This window comes from Paraburkholderia sp. BL9I2N2, from assembly GCF_004339745.1.
Lineage (GTDB): Bacteria > Pseudomonadota > Gammaproteobacteria > Burkholderiales > Burkholderiaceae > Paraburkholderia.
The window spans coordinates 1,032,688-1,051,738 of sequence record NZ_SMGP01000003.1 but is presented as its reverse complement, the minus strand read 5'-3'; the positions used below and the strand labels follow the sequence as shown (position 1 = coordinate 1,051,738).

Sequence of the window (19,051 nt, the reverse complement as noted above, 5' to 3'; positions counted from 1 at the left end):
TTCAGTTCTGTGCGGCAGGCCGCTCCGCTCGTACGCGCATTACGCTGCGCAGGCCTGCGAAGCGCGGCGCGCTGACCGTGCCCGGGGAGCGGCCGAAGCTCTCGGTGATACGATCCAGCATGATCGCGAGCAGCACCACCGATAAGCCGCTTTCGAAGCCCAGCCCGATATCGAGGCGCTGAATACTGGCAAGCACATCGTTGCCGAGACCGCCCGCGCCGACCATCGACGCAATGATCACCATCGACAGCGCCAGCATGATCGTCTGGTTCACACCCTGCATGATCGACGGCAACGCGTTGGGAAACTGCACCTTGTACAGCAATTGCCACGGCGTGCACCCGAACGCCTGCCCCGCTTCGACGATCTCGCGATTCACGTGACGGATGCCGAGGCTCGTCAGACGTACGGCGGGCGGCATCGCGAAGATCACCGTCGACAGAATCCCAGGCACGCGGCCGAGGCCGAACAGCATCGCAGCCGGGATCAGGTAGACGAAGGCGGGCATCGTCTGCATCAGGTCGAGGATCGGTCGCACGACCATCGCGACGTGCTTGTTCCTTGCGGTCCAGATGCCGAGCGGCACGCCGAACACGAGGCTGATCAGCGTGGCAGACAACGTCAGACCCAGCGTGATGACGGTCTGATCCCAGAACCCGGTCGCATAGATCAGTAATTGCGATAGTGTCGCGAAGATCGCAAAGCGCCAGCCGACCCGCCACAACCCGATTCCAATGAAGAACGCCATCAACGCCCACATCGGAACGGCTTGCAGGCCATGTTCAATCAATGCGGCAAAACTCTCGATCGCCTTGCCGATCGAATCGAAGGTACTCGCGTCGTGATCGAGCAGATAGTGAACCGATTGGTCGACCCAACGGCCGAGTGGAATGATCTCAGACATGGCCACCTCGATTGCGCGTGATTACCTTCAGAACGTCCGCCCGATCGACGGAACCGCAATAGCGGTCTTCATCGTCGACCACGGGCAGCGCGGTCGAGTTCGCGCACACGCGCGACACCACGTGATCGAGCGACGCGCCACGCGAAACGCATTCGACCTTGCGCAGCGACGGCGACGCATTCCCGATCGCATCGCGCGTCACGAAGCCGCGAATACGGCGCTCCGCATCGAGCACGAACGCGTATTCGGCGCTGCCGTTCAACGACGCTTCGACGTTCGACTGATCGAGAATACGCACGAGCGGCACGCCGTTCGTCCGCATCAGATCGCCCGCCGTCAGATAGCGGCTCGTATCGACGCCTTCGAAGAAGGCACGCACGTAATCGTCGGCGGGGTTCGCGATGATGTCTTGCGGCGTACCAATCTGCACGACGCGGCCGCCTTCCATGATTGCGATCCGGCTGCCGATGCGCAGCGCTTCTTCGAGATCGTGCGACACGAACACGATCGTGCGGCGCTGATTGTTTTGCAGTTCCAGCAGTACGTTCTGCATTTCCTTGCGCTTGAGCGGATCGAGTGCCGAGAACGCTTCGTCCATGATCATCAGCGACGGGTTCACCGCGAGCGCACGCGCGAGACCCACACGCTGCTGCATGCCGCCGGACAGTTCGGCCGGCAGCTTCTGCGAGAACGTCGCGAGGCCGACCTGTTCGAGCACTTCGAGTGCACGCTTTTCACGCGTCTTGCGTCCCATGCCGGCCACTTCGAGACCGAAGGCGGCATTCGACAGCACCGTGCGCTGCGGCATCAGCGCGAACGATTGGAACACCATGCTCATCGCAGTGCGCCGCAGCGACGTGAGTTCGGAGCGGCGCACTGCGGCAATGTCGCGGCCATCGATGATGACCTTGCCCGCCGTCGGCTCGACGAGCCGGTTGATCAGGCGGATCAACGTGGATTTGCCGGAACCTGACAAGCCCATCAGTACGAAGATCTCACCTTCCTGAACGTCGAACGAGACATTGTGGACGCCGACCACCTGGCCTGTTCTGGCAAATATCTCGTCCTTGGTGGCGCCGTGCGCGAGCAGGTCAGCAGCCGCGTTGGGATTGTTTCCAAAAACCTTGCAGAGACCTTCGACCACAACCTTTGGGGAATCCATTGAATTCATGTCCTTGTGGTGCAGGCGCCGGCCTGCACATTGATGCCTCCGTGGCTTTTCGTACTCGTCGGGCAAACCAGGGCGATAGTCGCGCGCAGAGCGGCTTTCAGCAAAGCTCGGCCGTTCGGCGGCTTTGGCGCAGTGGGTGACTGCACAAGCGATGGATCGACAGGGACTCTTGAATCAAACCATCAAGATTTGAACGAGACGTACGTCTACCCCTATCAGCGAGAATGCGAGAAACACGCGAAGACAGCAGGTGGATCTTGCCGCCGACATCAGGTAGGAGCCACGAAACTAACTAACAAATCATTGCGTCTTAGCAACCCAGCTATCCACGCGCTCCGCGTGCGCCGCAATCCACGCATCAGCTGCCGCCGTAGGCTTGCTGCCATTCTCGGTCGCCAGCATGACGCTATCGATCTCACCCGGTTTCCACTGGAATTTCTTAAGGAACGCAACCACAGGTGCGGCCTTCGTCTCGAGCTGTGGGTTGATCACGTTATCAACATGCTCGGCGCCGCCAAATACCTTCTTGGGATCGTCCAGAAATTTGAGCTTCCACTTGGCAAACATCCAGTGGGGCGCCCAGCCTGTCACGACAACCGGCTTGCTCCCGTTCATCCGTCGAGCGAGTTCCGCCGTCATTGCGCTGCCCGAGCTCGGCATCAAAGTCAGGCTGAGGTTATAAGCCTTGATGGCGTTGTCGGCTTTCTTCATCACGCCCGCACCTGCGTCGATCCCGACGATGCGATCGTTGAAATCCGCTTTGTGCGCTTCGAGATCGGCAACGCTATTCTCGGGCACGCTCGCCGGTACGACCAACCCGATCTTTGCATCCGGGAAATTGGTGCCGAGGTCGGTCACTTTCCCTTTGAATTGCTCCCAGTATGCGCCATGTGTCGCCGGCAGCCACGCTGACAGCGTCGCATCAAGATCGCCCCGTGCGACGCCCTGCCACATGACGCCTGCTGCCACAGGCACGAGTTGAACCGGATATCCCAGTCGCTGCTCGATAATGCGTGCGGCCACGTTCGACGTTGCGACGCTGTCGTCCCAACCTTCGACATAGCCAATCTTGATTGGCGGTTTGGTATCCGCTGTCGCACTGACGGATGTACTCATCATCGTTACCATTGCAGTGCCCAACACACTGCACAACAATAGTTTTTTGAAAACCTTCTTCATTGATTTCCTTTGCTTGTTAACCATAAGGAGAAAACCGCTGACTTGTTCATGATCGCGCTGTCATCGTGCCGTCCAAGGAGTCGGGCGAATCCCGGCAATACGACATGCCCGGTGTCGATAAAACGCGATCAGATGCGCTGCGGGTTGCGGCGTGTCGAGCGATACTTCCGTGCAGCCGCGAGTGAGCGCTCAATGCTCAACGAAGGCGAGCATCAACTTCCCAATTCCCCGTCCTGATACGCGGGGTTGACAGCGAACCGGACAATGCTGGCGACGTCGTCTCTGCGATAAAGGTCGCCAGAGGAGGGCCCATAGCGCGTACAGGGTCATCGTTCCGATGATTGCGCGGGTCTGTTTCAACGCACTCAGCGTCGCGCGCTTCTGCTGCTGGCGCAAGGCACCGGGAAATGGAGTGCGGACATTCGGCCTTGCTCTGCGTGCGACTCGAGGACTTCCGCCAGCTCATCCTCTCCGGTTACGGCGTGCTCGACAAAGAATGGCCACACAGCGTGCGGCCTTCACGCGCCTTCATGATGAACGACCGGAATCAGCAAACGTAACATGTCATTGCCCTTCGATATCGTTTGCATGCTTTCATTTCAACAAATGCGGCATCAAGGCGCCGAAAAAGTTCTAGTTCGGTGCATAAAGATGCCGTCAACGTGGCTCGGAACTGGCAACACGAAGGTGCAGCGTGCCCCTTCGTGCGTAGCCCTGGAGATGGATGGCTTTCACACGTCCAGTAGCAACTGTTGCCGCATCGAATGAAGAGCATAACTCGCAGCTGGTGACGCCAAATCGCGTCTTATTGTTTGCATTCTGCTGTGCAGCGCTGACGGCGAACCTGTCGTCGCGGCAAGCGGCTCAATTGGTCTGCCGTAACTTACACGAACCGCTGCCCACTCGAATCCATTCACTGATGGTTTATATAACCGATATCATGGCAGCAGTTTTCCACTGCAGACGACAGTACCCTTCCAACCTATCGTTCACCATTCCGATGTCCATAACAGTTAGCTTCCCCGTCGAAGTGCGCGACTGGATTGCCCACAATCTCACGCGCGGCGTCGCGCCACAGGCGATCGTGCGCGAGCTGATCGATCGAAATAACGCAGCGGAGCTCGCGTCGGCAATGGTCGATGCGGTCTCCTCGGCTTTTTTATACGGCACACCGTTGCCAGGCGAGACGCTCGAAATCGGCGGTGCGCCAGTCACTTACGAAGTGGAGCCGCTGCGCGTGCCGGACGGTGCGACGATCCGGCTCGGTGAGCGCAAGGTGCGTGTGATGTCGCGGATGCACCGGCCATCCTCGGTACTGCTCGCGGATTTTCTCACCGCGAACGAATGCGAGCAGCTGATCTCGCTCGCGCGGCCGCGGCTGGATCGTTCGACCGTGGTCGATCCGGTAACAGGCCGTCATGTCGTGGCTGGCCACCGCAGCAGCCACGGCATGTTCTTTCGTTTAGGCGAAACGCCGCTGATCGCGCGCCTCGAAGCGCGGATCGCCGAGCTCACCGGCCTGCCGGTCGAGAACGGCGAAGGCCTGCAACTGCTGCATTACGAAGCGGGCGCCGAGTCGACGCCGCACGTCGACTATCTGATCGCGGGCAACCCGGCGAATCAGGAGTCGATCGCGCGTAGCGGGCAGCGCGTGGGCACGCTGCTGATGTATCTGAACGATGTGGAAGGCGGCGGTGAAACCGTGTTCCCGCAGCTTGGATGGTCGATAGTGCCGCAGCGCGGCCAGGCCCTCTATTTCGAATATGGAAACCGTTTCGGGCTCTCCGATCCGAGCTCCCTACATGCGAGCACGCCCTTGCGGACGGGCGAGAAGTGGGTGGCCACCAAATGGATCCGTACTCGCCGCTTTGTGCCTCGCGATCAGGCGTAACGGTTTGCGGGGCGGCTAAAAGCGCGCCCCGCCCACTGCGTTTCAGCGCACGAAGACCTCGTCGGCGACCCAGCCGTTCGACGTCAGATGCACGCCTTCGCGCAACTGCATCGTGCCCGCGCCCTCGATCACGCGCTTGATCATCGGGAACACGCGCTGCGCATCGGCATCTTTGGCCCACGGTGACGGATCGATCTTGTAGGTATAGATGACCGAGGTGGCGGTCTTACCTTCCACTTGCATTGGCCGTTCCCATCCCACCACCTTGTCGAGGGTGAGTGTGGCTGCACAGAAATCAGCCGGGTGCGTGACGCGCGAAGTGGCGGTCGCGACGACTTCCGGAATGTGCAGATAGTATTTCTGCCCTTCGGCTGTCAACTGGTACTGGCGAGCGTTCGCGGTGATCTTCTTGCCGCTGGGGTCACTGCGTTCGACCACCATATCCTTGCCCGCCACGATACCGAGTTTCTCGAGCACCGGCATCTGTACCGCGTCGCGGGTACCGGAGGCGACATCGTCCGTTGTCACGTAGATCGGCCAGTCGTATTTGGCGAGGCACAAGTGGCCGCGCTGGGCGAGAAAGTCGTTGATGGTAGCCGTGAAATTCTCGCGGCTAACGTCTTGGCTCTTGTCGTGGCAGCCAGCGAACAGGGTCAGGGCGCTCAGGGCAAGTGCACCGCAAGCAAGGCGGGCGGCGATGGAACGTCGCGTCATGGTGTTTGTTGCTCAGGTTAGGTTGCTAAGGTACGGATAAGACAGGCACGCGGCCTGCCTGAAAGGGCAGGCCGCGTGCGAGATCATCGATTTTGTCAATTTACGCAGGAGCCGCTGGTGGGCGGCGTGGCGGGCGGTTGATAGCCATCGGTGAGCGTGTTCAGGAAGCACACCAGGTCGGCGATGTCCTGCTGCGTCAACTGCGGCGTCGAATGAATCGGGCGCGGCTTTGCACCGTCGGCCGCCGTCGTGCCACCTGCGTCAGTCTGGCCTTGTCCCATTGGCAGTTCTTCGTCGATATTGCCCTGATAGGCCGCGGGCAGATCGTTGAAGGATTGGGCCGTCGCACCCGATGCGGCCGTCGGGAACAGCGCGAAGGATGGGTTCTGCACCTGGTGGCTGGAGTCGCCGCCCGTGCTCGGATACCAGTATTCAGGGTTGGTGTCGCGCGTGTTGTAGAAATTGATCACCTGCACGAGCGAGTGGAACACGCCGTTATGGAAGAACACGGACCGCGTCGCGACGTTGCGCAGTGTCGGCACCTTGAAGCGGCCGCAATACGGGTCGGGGACATTGACGCCGGTGAACGAATCCGGACCGGCGCCGCTCGTCGCGGAGCCCGGAATGTGGATCGTCGCGTACGGTCCGCACAGACCCATGTCGACGAATGACGCGTTCGTGTTGGCCGGAATCGGATCTGTGTTGTTCGGGATCGACGCGTCGTTGCGCGGCGCACCGATCGCCTGGTAGGTAAAGTCGGTCATCAAACCAACCGAGCCCTGGAAGTTGGCGCCCACGTAGTGGCAGGCCGCGCAGCCGGCGCCGTTCGTAGTGTCATTGAATAGTTTGAGACCGCGCGTCTCGGCGGCCGTCAGCGTGCCGCCGAGCTTGTTGCCGATATACAGGTCGAACTTGCTCGTGTACGTCTCGAACGACGGCTCCTCGATCTGGAACTGCTGCAGCGCGTCGCCGATATCGTTGAACGCGGCCATGGTATTGCCGAACACGCCCTGGCCGTACACCTGCTGGAACCGCGCGGCGTACGGCCCGCTCTGTACAGCCTTCACGACGACGTCCGGCGAGCTGTTGTTCATCTCGATCGGATTCAGCAACGGAAACGCCGGCTGCGTAGCGAGCGTCGTGGCGCGACCATCCAGCATGAAGCCGCCGCCGGGCGCGTTCTGCGTGACGCCGTCCGGGTTCGCCGCGTTGTCGTCGTACGGCGGCGTCATCGCTTTGTAGCGCAGCGACGGCACCGCGCGCACGCCCGACAGCGACGGATCGGAGCCGAGCTGTACCGACAGGCTGTTCGGTGGCCCGTACGCGTAGGCCGGGCTATGACAACTCGCGCATGCCATGTTCTTGTTGCTCGACAGAGATTTGTCGAAGAAGATCGTTTGGCCGAGCTGCGCCTTCTGGCTTAGCGTCGAGGCGGCAGGCGCCGATGCGCCCGACGATGGGCTTGACGCGTCGCTGCTGGACGAGCTACCGCCGCCACAGGCGGCCAGTATCGCGGAAACGGAGCAGATTAGAGCAAGAGATAGCGTACGCATGGTTGGTATAGTTTTCGCCGGGAAGTCAGTTTCCGGGCGACCCCGTAGTCGCACGAGGCGAGGTGGCCGGGAAAATGTGCGAGATGTTCAACAAAAGTGCCGGGTAACGCGCGAGGCATACCCGGCATGCAGCTGCGATGGTTTCAGACGGGGAAAGGGCGGGCCCTTTCCCCGTGACCGTGAAACTTACTGGATCGTCCAGATGTTGGTCTGGGTCTTGTCCGGACCCGGCTGGCGATTAGCTTCCTGCGTACCGATGATGTCGGCCGGATTCAGCTTCTGCGTATAACCCTGCGGCGTGATGTACGCATGGTTCATCGGACGGACCGAGTCGAAGTGCGTATCGGCGCTGTCCGCGAGTTCCGGCAGGTTCAGGATGTTCGCCGTGATGAAGCTCTCGGTGTACTTCGAGCGGGCGATGTACGTGGACTCCTGGCCCGGTGCCGGATCGGCGAGCTGGAACATGTCCTGCAGCGTACGCACGAGCGCGAAGTGGCTGTACGCGTCGCTGTCCTGGATGCCCTGCGCGCCATGGTTCGTGACCACACCGAAGATCGAGTTGCCGTGACCGTGGTTGCCCTTGTTGTACTGCGTCGTCGTCGTCGGCGTGTACTTGCCGTTCGTGAACGTGAGCGGTTCAGCGGCCGACGTTTGACTCGGGTTCCAGCCGCAGCACGACGTCGAGCTACCTTCGCCTTCGTCGAACATCACGACGATCGCAACATGACGTTTCGGATTGTTCCAGATCGGCGAAGCCTGGATCTTGGTCACCACCTGCTGGACGTATGCGTCGCCACGCTTCACGAGGTTGTCGCCCTTACAGGTCGGGTCGTTACCCGTGCCGTGCATATCGTCGCACTGGTCCGGAACCACGAAGTTGACCGCGCCAACGTCGCCGTTCTGCAGGTCCGTATCGAACTGGTCGAAGTTGTAGCCTGACGGGACCGGGTACACCGACGTGTTCTGGAGCGCCGAAGCGTACTGCGTACCGAAGATCGTACGGTTGCTAGCGAAGAATTCCGGCAGCGAACGCGCGGTCTGGTAGGCCATGCCCGGGTGATGCTTCGTCTTGTACAGCGCTGACGGCATGTTCAGAGCCGGGCTGGTCAGGCCGGCGGTGACGGTGCCCGCGATGCCGTTGTAGCCGGCCACGACGGCCGGGTCGGCGATGCTGTCGGTACGCGGGTCCTGGCCCGGGTTCATCGACTCGCTATACGTGCGCCACGCGAGGCCGGCGTTCGACAACTGCGTGAACAGGTTCGGCTGGACAATGTTGTGCGCAGCGGTCGTCCCCGTCGGACAAGTGCCAAAGCCGGACAGGTCACCGTTCGTGTTGGCCGGAACAGCGGGGGTCGCCACCAGCGGCTGACCGTCCGATGCCTTGCCGCCCGGGAACGCGACGTCCTTCAGTGCGGAAGCGTCTACGCCGCAGCCCCACCAGTTGTCGTCGGTGATACCCCAGTCGTCCGCACCGCCGAGCGCGGTGTAGTTCGGTTCCGACGGGTTGCCCGTCGAGTAATAGGTCGTAGCCTGGTTCCACTTGCCGCTCGTGAAGTCGAGGTTGCCGGCGATGTACGGCGCGTCGCCCGAGCCCTCGATACCGATCGTGCCGCCCGTCGTGGTTCCGATCGAGCGGTTCTCGAGCATGACAATGAAGACCGCGTCATAGCGCGGAATGCCTTCGACGTTGAACGCAGCCTGCTGCGACTGCGCGAACGTGATCGGCGTCTGCGTCTGTGTCGGCACAACGGCCGTCGTCGAGGTCACACCCGCCTTGCCGACGAGCGACGGATCGCCGCCCGCAACCGCGAGGTTATCCGGGTACATGTCGCCGCGATCGAGCTTGGTCGTTGCGTACGTATAGCGGTTCGTCAGTGCATTGTCTTCAAACAGGATCGCCGACTGCTCGGCGCCCGACAGCTTGTTCACGTCGCCGAGCACGTCGGCGGCCGCGACAGTCGCTGCCGAAGCGGCCACACCCGGACCGCTCAGGCGCGTCGCGAGGTTGGCCTTCTCGGTGGCGTAGGTCGTGCCGTTCGCTTCAACCAGACGCTGAACTTCGCTCGACATCGGGCTGATCACGACGTTCGTCGCGCCCTGGTCGGCGACCTGTGCCGCCGAGGCGCGCAGGATCATGTGGCTCGGGGCGGCTGCGCCGGTCGCCGTGTTGGTGGCCTTGGTGCTCACGTCGGCTATCAGTTGGCCGGTGCCGCTGGTCTTCAGCGTGAAATGGCCCGTGCTGTCGGTTGTCGCGATGGTTTCAGCCCCGTCGCACTTGCCGTTGCCGTTCGCGTCGACGCACACGGTCGCGCCAGCGTAGTAGCCTGCCTTGAGGATCGGATCGCCAGTCGTGCTGCCCGGCACGAAGCCGGCGGCGGCGACGGCGCCGGCGAATGTCTGCGTGGGGGCGTTGCTGGCCGCCGGTGTAGAGTTGTCATTACCTCCGCAAGCGGTCAGCACGCAGGCTGCCGCGATCGAAGTTAGAAGAAGAGTGGTGGTGCGACTTGTTGAATTGACCGACATTGTGGGGGAGCCCCTGTTGGTTGTATACGCCCTTCAGAGCAAACTCCGACTGCGCGGTGCAGCGCGTTCACTTTCAACTACGTGCGGAGCTTGCCTGGGATGTTATTAGAAGTGCAACTGCCACGACTGCCTTTAAAGCAGGGCGAATTGGAACACCCCTGAGTGAAACTTTAGCGGCAGAAACCTGAATATTGGCTTGCAATTCGCGATGGCGCGTCAACAGGACCTACCAAACATGTCTTCAGAAAGCCGACAAAATTGGCTCTCCGATAAATGTGTCCAGGAGATGTCGAAAAAAAAGTTGCAGTTCGCAATTAACTGGAAGGCAGCGGTTATCATCACGCCTCTCTCGGATAAACTCTGGCAGATTTTTTAGCTCCGAATCCACCTCTCGCGCTGATCCTCGGCCAGCAACATGTCTGAAATTCTGATTGTTGAAGATGATCCCCTCGATAGCCGAACTGCTATGGCTACATGTACAGGAAGCGGGGCATCGACCTGTGGTTGCATGCACGGGCAAGAAGGCGAAGGAGTTAAATTGATGAGCGGTTGCCGGCGGCTGTGATTCTTGGCTGGACGTTGCCTGACATGACGAGACTGTCTCTGTTGATGCCGGGGCGGACTTCTATCTCCTCAAGCCCTTTTCAACAAGGGAATTGTTTACCCGTGTACAGGTTATGTTGCGCCCACAACCAAACGTGAACTCCCAGGATATTTTTTGAGCGTCCCTAGGATCACCGTGTCGCTCACGTCACATCGAGTATTCGTACGGCGGGAGGACTGAGAAGTTGCTGTCACGATGTCGCCGACAGGATTCAGGCTCCTACGGCTTTATTTGACGCATCCAGGAGAGGTACTTCCCCATGACGCATTTGTCCAGAAGGTCTGGATGGCACAACCCCATGCCAGTGAGCGCACGGTCGATGTCCATATCAAGTTCCTCCGCGATGCGCTTCGACCATTGGACACAATGATCGAAACGGTTCGGAGTCGAGGCTATCGTTTGTCGAGTTCTCCTTCTCACTAGTCGAACGCCGGTCAATCATCGTAGGGGCCTTGTCACGTTGCTGCGGTGGCCGCGTAAATCGGCGATGAAAAATACGAAATCACTCTGTGACGGCCATCGCTTTCCGGCGGTGGTGATCGGTTGTGCCGTTCGCCGGTGCAGTGTGTATCGGCGGCGGTCGCGGTGGAACCGCTACTTTCACCTTGAACGCAGCAGCAATACTGTATATATTAACAGTACTGGTTATATATACAGGGTCGGCAATATGGAACATCTGATTCGTATTCTTAACGACAAGGATCGCCGAACGCTCGCCTGGCTGCGGGAGCAGGTCGGCGAGGCCGCCCTTGGCGCGGCCGCTGAGCGGTGCGGCGGCCCGACAAAGCCCTATGTGTCTCGTGTCTGCCGATGCCTAGGCCTGAGGCCGCCAATATTCGGCGAGTCGCGCCCGCACATATCGACTGCGACTGCCGAGCGGTCACTCGCTTCAATCCGCGAAATTCTGGCCGCGGCTGCGGCAAGGCGCGGCCCCGGTTCGGTGCGTGTTTGACGTCTTTGACGTCTAATCTAGCGAGAACGCCGATCCGATCACGTCACACCGGCCGCTTCTGACAGACGGATTCTGGAGTGACGTTTGCGCCAGGCGAGAGCCACAGTCATTCAGCTTGACAACGGGCACCCGCGGCGCACGGTGCGACATGCACAGCTTGGCTCACGAGATCCGTATTTACGAGGACGGGGGAGCTGCTGGCCGTTCATCCTGTACTCGAAGGGCGTCGACGAACGTCGCTGCTGCCGGGACATCGGCGTTCACACGAACCGCTCGCCTTTGCTCTCGCGATGCGGCGAGCAGTCTGGTAAATCGTTGGAATTTCAACTTGCCGCTGTCCATCAGGAAAACGGTGAAACGGTCCTCAACTACGTTGACATCCCTTGCCACCGGTCGAATACGATTTATCATCCCACGGCGCCCAAATGATTGTCCGCAGATATCATCTCGCCTGCGGTGGCTGGGCAAGTGTCGCCTCCGGTATTTGAAAAGGCGCCCTCTTGGCGTTCCAGTAAATTACTCAAGTAATGATTTTGTCAGATCCTGTGCGGCGATAATCAGAGTCGTTTTGGGGTCTCGTGCGCCGCGAGAAATGACGATGGCTTTGTTATCAGAAGGCACGTCTGCCGCCCCGTGCGCGCGGCAACGTTTGTTCAGACCGTGCGGATGAATTCGTCTCATGAGGCTCCATGCGTTCGTCACTATCGCTTTCTGTGCGCCGATCCGTTTCGTCAGCCGCCTCGCGGGTGTTGTCGCCATCTGGTGTGATCGTTTGTGGTGTTTTGCTGACGCTGTTCACGTGCAGCCTTTGCGCGTGGGTGCTTTTCGAGTCACGCAACGATGCCTACAACCACGCCGAGGAAAATGCACGGAACCTGATGCTCGTCATCGAGCGGGACATCGCTCGCAACATCGAGCTCTACGATCTTTCGCTGCAAGCGGTAGCGGACGGGGTGGCGGATCCGCAGGTGATGGCACTCCCCCCGAGGATCCGAAGCGGGGTGTTGTTCGACCGCGCCGCTTCGGGTAAGCACCTCGGCTCCATATTCGTGATGAGTGAGCGCGGCGACATCGTCCTGGACTCACGATTCATACCGGCGCGGGTCGGGAACTTCGCTGACCGTGACTATTTCAGCTTTCACCGCGACAGCGGCAACACCGGCCTCTACATCAGCAAACCCTACGCGTCACGGCTGCGCGACGGCGCGCTCACGATTGCCCTGAGTCGCCGGATTACGCGCGCGGACGGCTCTTTCGGCGGTGTCGTGGTTGGGACGCTGAGCATCGACTATTTCCGCGCTCTCTTGGACGGCCTGTCCGTGGGGGAGCGCGGTACAGCGGCAGTGATCGAGACGAACGGAACCATGATCACCCGATTGCCCTACGATCCGAAGGTGGTCGGGCGTGACATCCGAAACGCCCCCGTGTTTATTCAGGCGATGTCGACAAACGAAGGTGCGTTCGCTGGCACTGCCTCAATCGATGGGATCCGCAGGCTCTACGTGTACAAGCACCTACCCGGGCTTCCGATCATCGTCGACGTGGCGCCCGCGGAGAACGACATTTATGCGGAATGGCAACGCCGGGCCAGGCGACTTGAGATCGTGATGGCGGTGTTCGGTGTGATCCTTGGGACAGGATCGTTGCTGTTGTCGCGTGAGCTACGGCGGCGACAGCTTGCGGAGTCGAAACTACAGCATCTGGCGCGTACGGACGCGCTTACGGGATTGAGCAACCGGGGCACCTTTGACGAAACGTTGCAGAAGGAATGGCAACAGGCCAATCGCTCGGGCCGTCCGCTCTCGCTGCTGTTCGTCGACATCGATCAGTTCAAGGCGTACAACGACTACTATGGTCATCAGGCGGGCGATGAGGTACTAAGAGCCGTTGCTCAATGCGTGGCTCTGTGCGTTCGCCGACCGGCCGACCAGGTGGCGCGGTATGGCGGCGAAGAGTTCGTGGTGACCCTTCCAGATACCGACGCGACCGGTGCCGCGAATGTCGCAGAGACCATTCGGCAAGCCGTATTTGATCTCAACATTGAACACGCCCAGAGCCGCTATGGCTGTGTGACCGTGAGCATCGGCGTGGTGACGTCGCAAGGGCGAGCGGTTCACGATGGCGCGATTCTGGTGAAGATGGCTGACTCGGCCCTATACGAAGCAAAGTCAACCGGCCGTAATCGGGTCTGCGAGGCATAGCAGCGCCAGCGCGCGCACGCAATCGACGCAGAGGGCGTACACAAAGGCAGCGGAATGGAGTTCCACCCGAACAGCAGGATGAACAGGAACCTGGCCGGTGCCCGCGCGGCCAGGCGATCACCGATCATTTTCAGGCTGCACGTTCAGGTGGAATCGGCGAGCCACGATCACTGGCGATGAAGCGTGGTTCAGGGTCGATCTGGTGTTTTTCCATCGACGTCTGAAATGCCTCGTCATCATCGATCTCAAGGTCGGTCGCTTCAGCTATGCTGACGCCGGGCAGATGCATCTCTATCTGAACTACGCGCGCGAGCACTGGATGAAGCCTGGGGAGAATCCACCTGTCGGCCTGATCCTTTGCGCCGAAAAAGGTGCGGCCGAAGCACACTACGCGCTGGACAACCTGCCGAACAAGATTCTCGCGGCGGAATACCAGACAGTGTTGCCAGATGAGGCGATGATCGTGCAGGAGCTGGAGCGCACGACAGCGGAACTGGAGCGGCGTACCGGGGCTGCGTGAGATCCGGTCCCGACGTCCGACAGATCAGGATCACGCTGAGCGCCTCGCAAGAATGCCTTCTGGAGATCTGCCTGATTTCGAACGGAAAGGACGATTACCGCCTGAATCCGCTTCCAGACTCGGGGCGCGCGCTCATTCCCGCATCGCTATCGATTGTAGTTGGCTATCACGGCGCGTATAGCCGGCTCATTCATGTTCGCGCGTGTCACCGTCACCACGTCGACGAATACCTTTGGACGCGGCGGATGGCCCTGCAAGGCGGCGATCAGCGTCTCGACCGACTGATAACCCATACGGTAGGGGTCCTGCACAATGTCCGCGTATATCACGTTGTGTTCCAGTGCATCCAGAAATTCCGGGCGCCAATCGAACACGACCAGACGAGGACGAGTGCTGACGGGCATCTCTTCGACGACATGCAAAGCGCCGTAGGCCGTCGTCTCGTTCGGAGCGAAGACCGCGTCGAGGCGCCCTGCGTCAGCGGACAGGGCCTTGCGCACCTGCGCTTCCGTCTCGCGAAACTGATACCCGACATAGGGGGCGATGACCACACGCCACCCCATTTCACGTGAGACGGTCAAAAACCCCTCTTCACGCGCGGTCGTCGAACTGATATTCGGCGCGAGTCTCAGCACTGCAATTCTGGCGCCCTTTTGCAGAACGGGTACCAGACTCAGCGCGGCAGTTCTACCTGCCGCGAAATTGTCGGTGCTTACGGTGGCGATCGCGTTGTAATCCGTGCTGCTCCGGTCGACGAGTACCGTAGGAACGGCGATCGAAATCGGAGTCGCTACATCTTGCAGTGGCTCGGGCGCCAGCACGATGCCCGCTACGCCGCTCTTCACCATGTAGTCGATCATTCTCAACTGGATATTGGGCTGTGCGCCGAGTGACATGCCGTCGGAAGGACTGCGCATTATCAGTTCGACATGGAGATCGTCAGCGGCACGGTGCATACCCTTGCTCATCGTCGCCCAGAAATCCAGGCCCGAGCCAGCGAGCACTACGCCGATCTGCGTGGCGGGCGCCGCCTGCACTGCCCCCGCCAATGCAGTAACCGCTACAAGAAGTGAAAACGTTCTGCGCATTGAGTGTTGCTGTGGTGCCGAATATGGGTTCTGCTGCGTACGCAGCGCGGCCCAAAGGGCCGCAACTGATTTAGCGCGTGTCAACGTGGAATCACCCGGATGACTTGTCCCAAACACTGGGAAACTAATTGCGCCCGACGGCTGTGTCAATGGATTTCGGATATCCATCCCCGGTCTGCAGCTTGCATCGACGACCTGGAAGACCTGAGGTCATCCCCTTAGCTGCAATGCGCAAATCATGTCCTGCATTACGAGGAAGAAAGCGTTGGCCATGCGCCGCGCAGATGAAGTCAAAGGGTCGCAAACGGATACCCGCTTGCGGGTGGGGCGAAGGTTCGCACCGGGTCAGCTACAGAAGTCGGGCCGCTGCCACGGATGGCTCAGTGCGGTGGAGCAATGTACTTCCGGCTTCGGCCGTCTGCCGCCATTCGTTCGTGCGATCGATCGGTCATTCGGACGTCGGCTCCGCTTTCTGAGCGGCCGCTTCGATCACAACGACGCGTGTCGCGTCGATGAACCTGGCTTCGATAAAATCACTCGCTCGGGCGGCGCCACCACCGACATGCTTCCAGCGCCGCGCCGCAACGCGTGGTTCATAGATGTTTGAGCACACTGCTCGCCAGCGTGCGCAGTTCGTCGAACTGCGTAACGAGTTCGAGGCACAGAATAAACGCCAGCATCGCTGAAGGTCCCGGGCAGCGTTCGATCCATCGCAGCGCCGAAGTCGCGTAGCGCACGCGGATCGCATCTCGTGTCATGACATAGGTAATTCCGATTCCCACAGCGGCGCCCACCAGCAAATCGGTTGGGTAGTGAAAGCCGAGATAGGCGCGCGGAACGCAAATGAATAGCACGGTATAGAGAATCGCCAGCACACCGATGCCGCGCCACACGAGGAAGATGCCAGTGGCGACCGCCATCCATAGCATCGCGTGATCGCTCGGGAAGGAACTCCAATTAGTCAGCAGTGCGTCCTTGATATCGCCACCTGCGAAGTGCAGATGCAGTTCGGCGCTATAGACGGGGCGCACTCTGAACGGCAACCAGTGAGTCAGCAGTCTTCCGACGAACAGCGCCACGAGGCCACTGAGAAGCGTCGCGAGAACCATTTCTCGCCGCCATTCGCGGCGCTCGTCCTGCTGAAACCACATCCACCACAGCATGGGAATGAGTACGAGGCCTTTGAAGGTATAAAGGTCGGCGATGCCTTCTATGGATCGGGTCGCGAAATGACCGAAGTGTAGGTTGGACAGATATGTTTCGATAGAGGAATCGAAGCTATTCATTATTTTGTAAGAAATTTGAGCTAGTCGCATCGAGATTAGCATAACCCACCGAATGCGCTGCATTTTTTGGTGCTTACTTTCATTGACAACTTTCCCTGCGCAATTTCATCGCCAACTTTCCCTGACGGCTTACTGCGCAGGTTTCCTCTTCGGGCGGCGTATGCCGACGAACACCGCGTCGGCCACGTCCATCGGAAAATCTCGGGTAGCTATGGCGACACCTGCTCGATACTCGTCGATCAGCGCGTCGATAGCCGCAGCGGAAATGCCGGCCGCTGTCCTTGGGTGACCCAATCGAGCTTCGACCGAGAATCCGCCAACGATCTCATTCCTCGAATGTCCGCTGCACTCCGAGACGCGCCGCACAGTTCGCCGGATGATGACAGTCTGTACCGGGTCATATTGGAACGTCGAGATAGAGCTGACATGCCGGGGTTAATGCCAGGACACCGACGACAGCTTGCAAAGAACGTCGCATGCCATGACCAGACCGAGCAAACCGTGCCGGTCAGTCGGTCGAAGCGCCGAAGCAGCGGCCGCACGAACGCGCCTTGCCCAGTCGCAGGCGCCCGGCGCTCACTGTTGCCTCACCACCGCAGTCGCACCGGCAAACCCACAAACCATCGCCAGCGTACCGATCGGTCGTCAGCTGGCCAAACACCTCACCGCCCCGCAGCGCAGGTGAGCCTGGGCGGGACCGCCACACACGACGCTGCTCACGGCAGCCACAATCACGTGTTCTGCCGCCTTCTACCGCCTCCAACTCGGCAGTCACGCTGCCGCCGCAACGACAGCTCCAGAGCCACACATCGGCGCCGCGATATTGAAGCGCGACAAGGTAGCCGAAGGTGCGACCAGCGACATCGCGACGAGGCGGAAAGGGCCATTCAGGCGGCAAGGGGGGACGGATACGCTGATTCACAAAAGGTAAATGGGGTTCGGCATCCTACTCTCAAGGCATAAGTCCTGCCCGTCGCTTCGCGGGCGTGGCTCAGGAAGGGGGGCAGAGTGACCCCGTACAATCGATGAATCGGCACCTCGTTATAAGCGACGTATGCTCTCTGCACGTACCAAACGGAGAACGTCTTGGTATTCGCATTGCGATCTGTGTCTTCGCCGTTTTACAGCAATTTTGCGTGCCGAGGAATTCCTGACAATATAAAGTCAACCCGTTCAAGTTTCCTGTGTGCGACGCAATTACGGTGCGACATTATCCACAAGTGGTCCGTCAGCTTGAAGCCTCGCAAGCGTGCGCCGACCAGGCCTTGGCTCACGCACTGTTTTTCTGTCAAATAACACGCGCGGATATCTCTGATCATGATGTGGTACGAAACTTAAAGGGAGTATTCATATCGTGAGAATTGAAGCACCAGCGAGCAATATGCCAGCAATCAACGATGGCCACGACCCGCAAACGACATCAGCGTCAAAAGCGCTAAGCGGCTCGCAACCTCCAACTTCCCCCGAGATCACGGGCCCATTGTCCGGTCTCAGGTCCGTCAAGGACCACGGGTCGGCAGCGCGTGCTTCATCGTCCGTCCGGTGGGGTACGTCACCGTCAACAGCCGGAGGTCGAACGTTTTCGACGAGCGATTCGATCCCATTGCAGCGGATGCCGCAACTGGGTCCGCAAGCACCCGCCAACGCAGCATCTCACACGACGTCAGCGGACCCCGCCGGTAGCGGCGCCCAATCGTCTGGCATGGCGGCTTCTAAGGAAGGGAACGCACCTCTAGCCTCTCGATATGCCGGAGGTATCGCGGGGGCACTCGAGTTAGGGGGCGCCATCGCTGCCGGCGTCGCGACAATCCCGAAACGCGAGGTGATAAGTACCGCCGCGTCTGGTGCTCTTTGGGCGGGCGGTGCAGCGGCAGGTATGGTCGGCAACACGGCCAGCCTGGTAGCGGGTATCGGCACGCAAAGCCATCTATCAGTCGGTAGCCTAGCGACCAGAATTGCATCTCACGCAGGGCAAATGATATCCGGTGTTGCTAATCTGGGTGCTGGCGTGTCGGATGCGACAACAGCAAGTCGCCATGTCGTGGCAAAAGTCGCGGGCGGTTTTTCCGGCGGCGCGTGGGGACTGAGTGCAGGGCTCAACATGGCCCAAGCCGGAACGGAGCTTTGGAACGGCTATAGCCACGCCTCCGCTTTAAAGTTCGCAAGTGGGGGATTCAATCTTGGCGCGGCCATAGCGGATACGGTTGCGGTATTCGATGCCACGGCATCGGTAGCTCCTAAGGTGGCTTCCGCACTATGGGCCGCGGGCGCCGCTGCGCAAGTGGGGGCTGCAATTGCTGAAAGGCCCGCGAAAAAGCCTGAGGATGTCGAGTCTGGGACGCAGGTGAGCCAATGACCGTTTAACGCGCGAAACCCTCCCGTATTGCCACATTGCGATAGACGCGGCAAAGCGCGCAAAGCAGCAGGTGCATTTGCATTGCATGGCGATTGGCCGCGACCGCATT

The 19,051-nt window shown here is 60.1% G+C and carries 11 protein-coding genes and 3 pseudogenes; 5 read left to right on the top strand and 9 right to left on the bottom strand.

Annotated features, from left to right (window positions below):
• Position 1: 1 nt before the first annotated feature.
• The 3 genes and pseudogenes from choW to B0G74_RS35660 form a co-directional block, all read right to left on the bottom strand.
• Positions 2–904, bottom strand: coding sequence for a choline ABC transporter permease subunit (gene choW / locus B0G74_RS35670; RefSeq protein WP_132381021.1), 903 nt, complete (start codon positions 902–904; stop codon positions 2–4).
• A pseudogene (locus tag B0G74_RS35665) lies at positions 897–2,069 on the bottom strand (glycine betaine/L-proline ABC transporter ATP-binding protein); the annotation flags it as partial. The pseudogene B0G74_RS35665 and the gene choW, both read right to left, overlap by 8 nt.
• A 306-nt stretch (positions 2,070–2,375) precedes the next feature.
• On the bottom strand, positions 2,376–3,203 hold the full coding sequence (locus B0G74_RS35660; RefSeq protein WP_132381366.1) for a glycine betaine ABC transporter substrate-binding protein: 828 nt from the start codon (positions 3,201–3,203) through the stop codon (positions 2,376–2,378).
• A 1,051-nt stretch (positions 3,204–4,254) separates the two neighbouring features.
• Here B0G74_RS35660 and B0G74_RS35655 point away from each other — a divergent pair.
• Complete coding sequence (locus tag B0G74_RS35655) at positions 4,255–5,145, top strand: 2OG-Fe(II) oxygenase (RefSeq protein WP_132381017.1); 891 nt, start codon at positions 4,255–4,257, stop codon at positions 5,143–5,145.
• A gap of 42 nt (positions 5,146–5,187) precedes the next feature.
• Here the strand turns inward: B0G74_RS35655 and B0G74_RS35650 are convergent, their stop codons facing one another.
• The 3 genes from B0G74_RS35650 to B0G74_RS35640 form a co-directional block, all read right to left on the bottom strand.
• A complete protein-coding gene (locus B0G74_RS35650) occupies positions 5,188–5,859 on the bottom strand; it encodes a hypothetical protein (protein WP_132381015.1) in 672 nt (223 codons plus the stop codon).
• Positions 5,860–5,954: 95 nt separating this feature from the next.
• Positions 5,955–7,412 carry a cytochrome c peroxidase gene (locus tag B0G74_RS35645; RefSeq protein ID WP_132381013.1) on the bottom strand — a complete coding sequence of 486 codons (1,458 nt, stop codon included), beginning with the start codon at positions 7,410–7,412 and terminating at the stop codon, positions 5,955–5,957.
• 186 nt (positions 7,413–7,598) lie between these two features.
• Complete coding sequence (locus tag B0G74_RS35640) at positions 7,599–9,935, bottom strand: alkaline phosphatase family protein (protein ID WP_132381011.1); 2,337 nt, start codon at positions 9,933–9,935, stop codon at positions 7,599–7,601.
• Positions 9,936–11,636: 1,701 nt separating this feature from the next.
• On the opposite strand from B0G74_RS35640, the pseudogene B0G74_RS35625 reads away from it, so the two are divergent.
• Positions 11,637–11,760: pseudogene (locus B0G74_RS35625) on the top strand (IS21 family transposase); the annotation flags it as partial.
• A 247-nt stretch (positions 11,761–12,007) separates the two neighbouring features.
• On the opposite strand, the gene B0G74_RS45990 reads toward B0G74_RS35625, so the two are convergent.
• A complete protein-coding gene (locus tag B0G74_RS45990; RefSeq protein ID WP_165923992.1) occupies positions 12,008–12,172 on the bottom strand; it encodes a hypothetical protein in 165 nt (54 codons plus the stop codon).
• An 8-nt stretch (positions 12,173–12,180) separates the two neighbouring features.
• Here B0G74_RS45990 and B0G74_RS35620 point away from each other — a divergent pair, with 8 nt between their 5' ends.
• Together B0G74_RS35620 and B0G74_RS35615 are read left to right on the top strand one after the other, a co-directional pair.
• On the top strand, positions 12,181–13,692 hold the full coding sequence (locus B0G74_RS35620) for a sensor domain-containing diguanylate cyclase (protein ID WP_132381005.1): 1,512 nt from the start codon (positions 12,181–12,183) through the stop codon (positions 13,690–13,692).
• Positions 13,693–13,867: 175 nt separating this feature from the next.
• A pseudogene (locus B0G74_RS35615) lies at positions 13,868–14,212 on the top strand (PDDEXK nuclease domain-containing protein); the annotation flags it as partial.
• Positions 14,213–14,358: 146 nt separating this feature from the next.
• Here B0G74_RS35615 and B0G74_RS35610 read toward each other — a convergent pair.
• Both B0G74_RS35610 and B0G74_RS35605 read right to left on the bottom strand, forming a co-directional pair.
• Positions 14,359–15,300: a substrate-binding domain-containing protein gene (locus tag B0G74_RS35610; protein ID WP_132381003.1), complete on the bottom strand. Its 942-nt coding sequence runs from the start codon at positions 15,298–15,300 to the stop codon at positions 14,359–14,361.
• A 593-nt stretch (positions 15,301–15,893) separates the two neighbouring features.
• Positions 15,894–16,586, bottom strand: a complete 693-nt coding sequence (locus B0G74_RS35605) for a phosphatase PAP2 family protein (RefSeq protein ID WP_132381364.1) — start codon at positions 16,584–16,586, stop codon at positions 15,894–15,896.
• 1,876 nt (positions 16,587–18,462) lie between these two features.
• On the opposite strand from B0G74_RS35605, the gene B0G74_RS35595 reads away from it, so the two are divergent.
• Positions 18,463–18,942, top strand: coding sequence for a hypothetical protein (locus tag B0G74_RS35595; RefSeq protein WP_132381001.1), 480 nt, complete (start codon positions 18,463–18,465; stop codon positions 18,940–18,942).
• The last annotated feature ends 109 nt before the right edge of the window (positions 18,943–19,051 follow it).

What these genes read in the sequence shown, in the direction of transcription:
- choW (WP_132381021.1), bottom strand. Translation starts at nt 904, where the DNA reads ATGTCTGAGATCATTCCACTCGGCCGTTGGGTCGACCAATCGGTTCAC.
- B0G74_RS35660 (WP_132381366.1), bottom strand. Translation starts at nt 3,203, where the DNA reads ATGGTAACGATGATGAGTACATCCGTCAGTGCGACAGCGGATACCAAA.
- B0G74_RS35655 (WP_132381017.1), top strand. Translation starts at nt 4,255, where the DNA reads ATGTCCATAACAGTTAGCTTCCCCGTCGAAGTGCGCGACTGGATTGCC.
- B0G74_RS35650 (WP_132381015.1), bottom strand. Translation starts at nt 5,859, where the DNA reads ATGACGCGACGTTCCATCGCCGCCCGCCTTGCTTGCGGTGCACTTGCC.
- B0G74_RS35645 (WP_132381013.1), bottom strand. Translation starts at nt 7,412, where the DNA reads ATGCGTACGCTATCTCTTGCTCTAATCTGCTCCGTTTCCGCGATACTG.
- B0G74_RS35640 (WP_132381011.1), bottom strand. Translation starts at nt 9,935, where the DNA reads ATGTCGGTCAATTCAACAAGTCGCACCACCACTCTTCTTCTAACTTCG.
- B0G74_RS45990 (WP_165923992.1), bottom strand. Translation starts at nt 12,172, where the DNA reads ATGAGACGAATTCATCCGCACGGTCTGAACAAACGTTGCCGCGCGCAC.
- B0G74_RS35620 (WP_132381005.1), top strand. Translation starts at nt 12,181, where the DNA reads ATGCGTTCGTCACTATCGCTTTCTGTGCGCCGATCCGTTTCGTCAGCC.
- B0G74_RS35610 (WP_132381003.1), bottom strand. Translation starts at nt 15,300, where the DNA reads ATGCGCAGAACGTTTTCACTTCTTGTAGCGGTTACTGCATTGGCGGGG.
- B0G74_RS35605 (WP_132381364.1), bottom strand. Translation starts at nt 16,586, where the DNA reads ATGAATAGCTTCGATTCCTCTATCGAAACATATCTGTCCAACCTACAC.
- B0G74_RS35595 (WP_132381001.1), top strand. Translation starts at nt 18,463, where the DNA reads ATGGTCGGCAACACGGCCAGCCTGGTAGCGGGTATCGGCACGCAAAGC.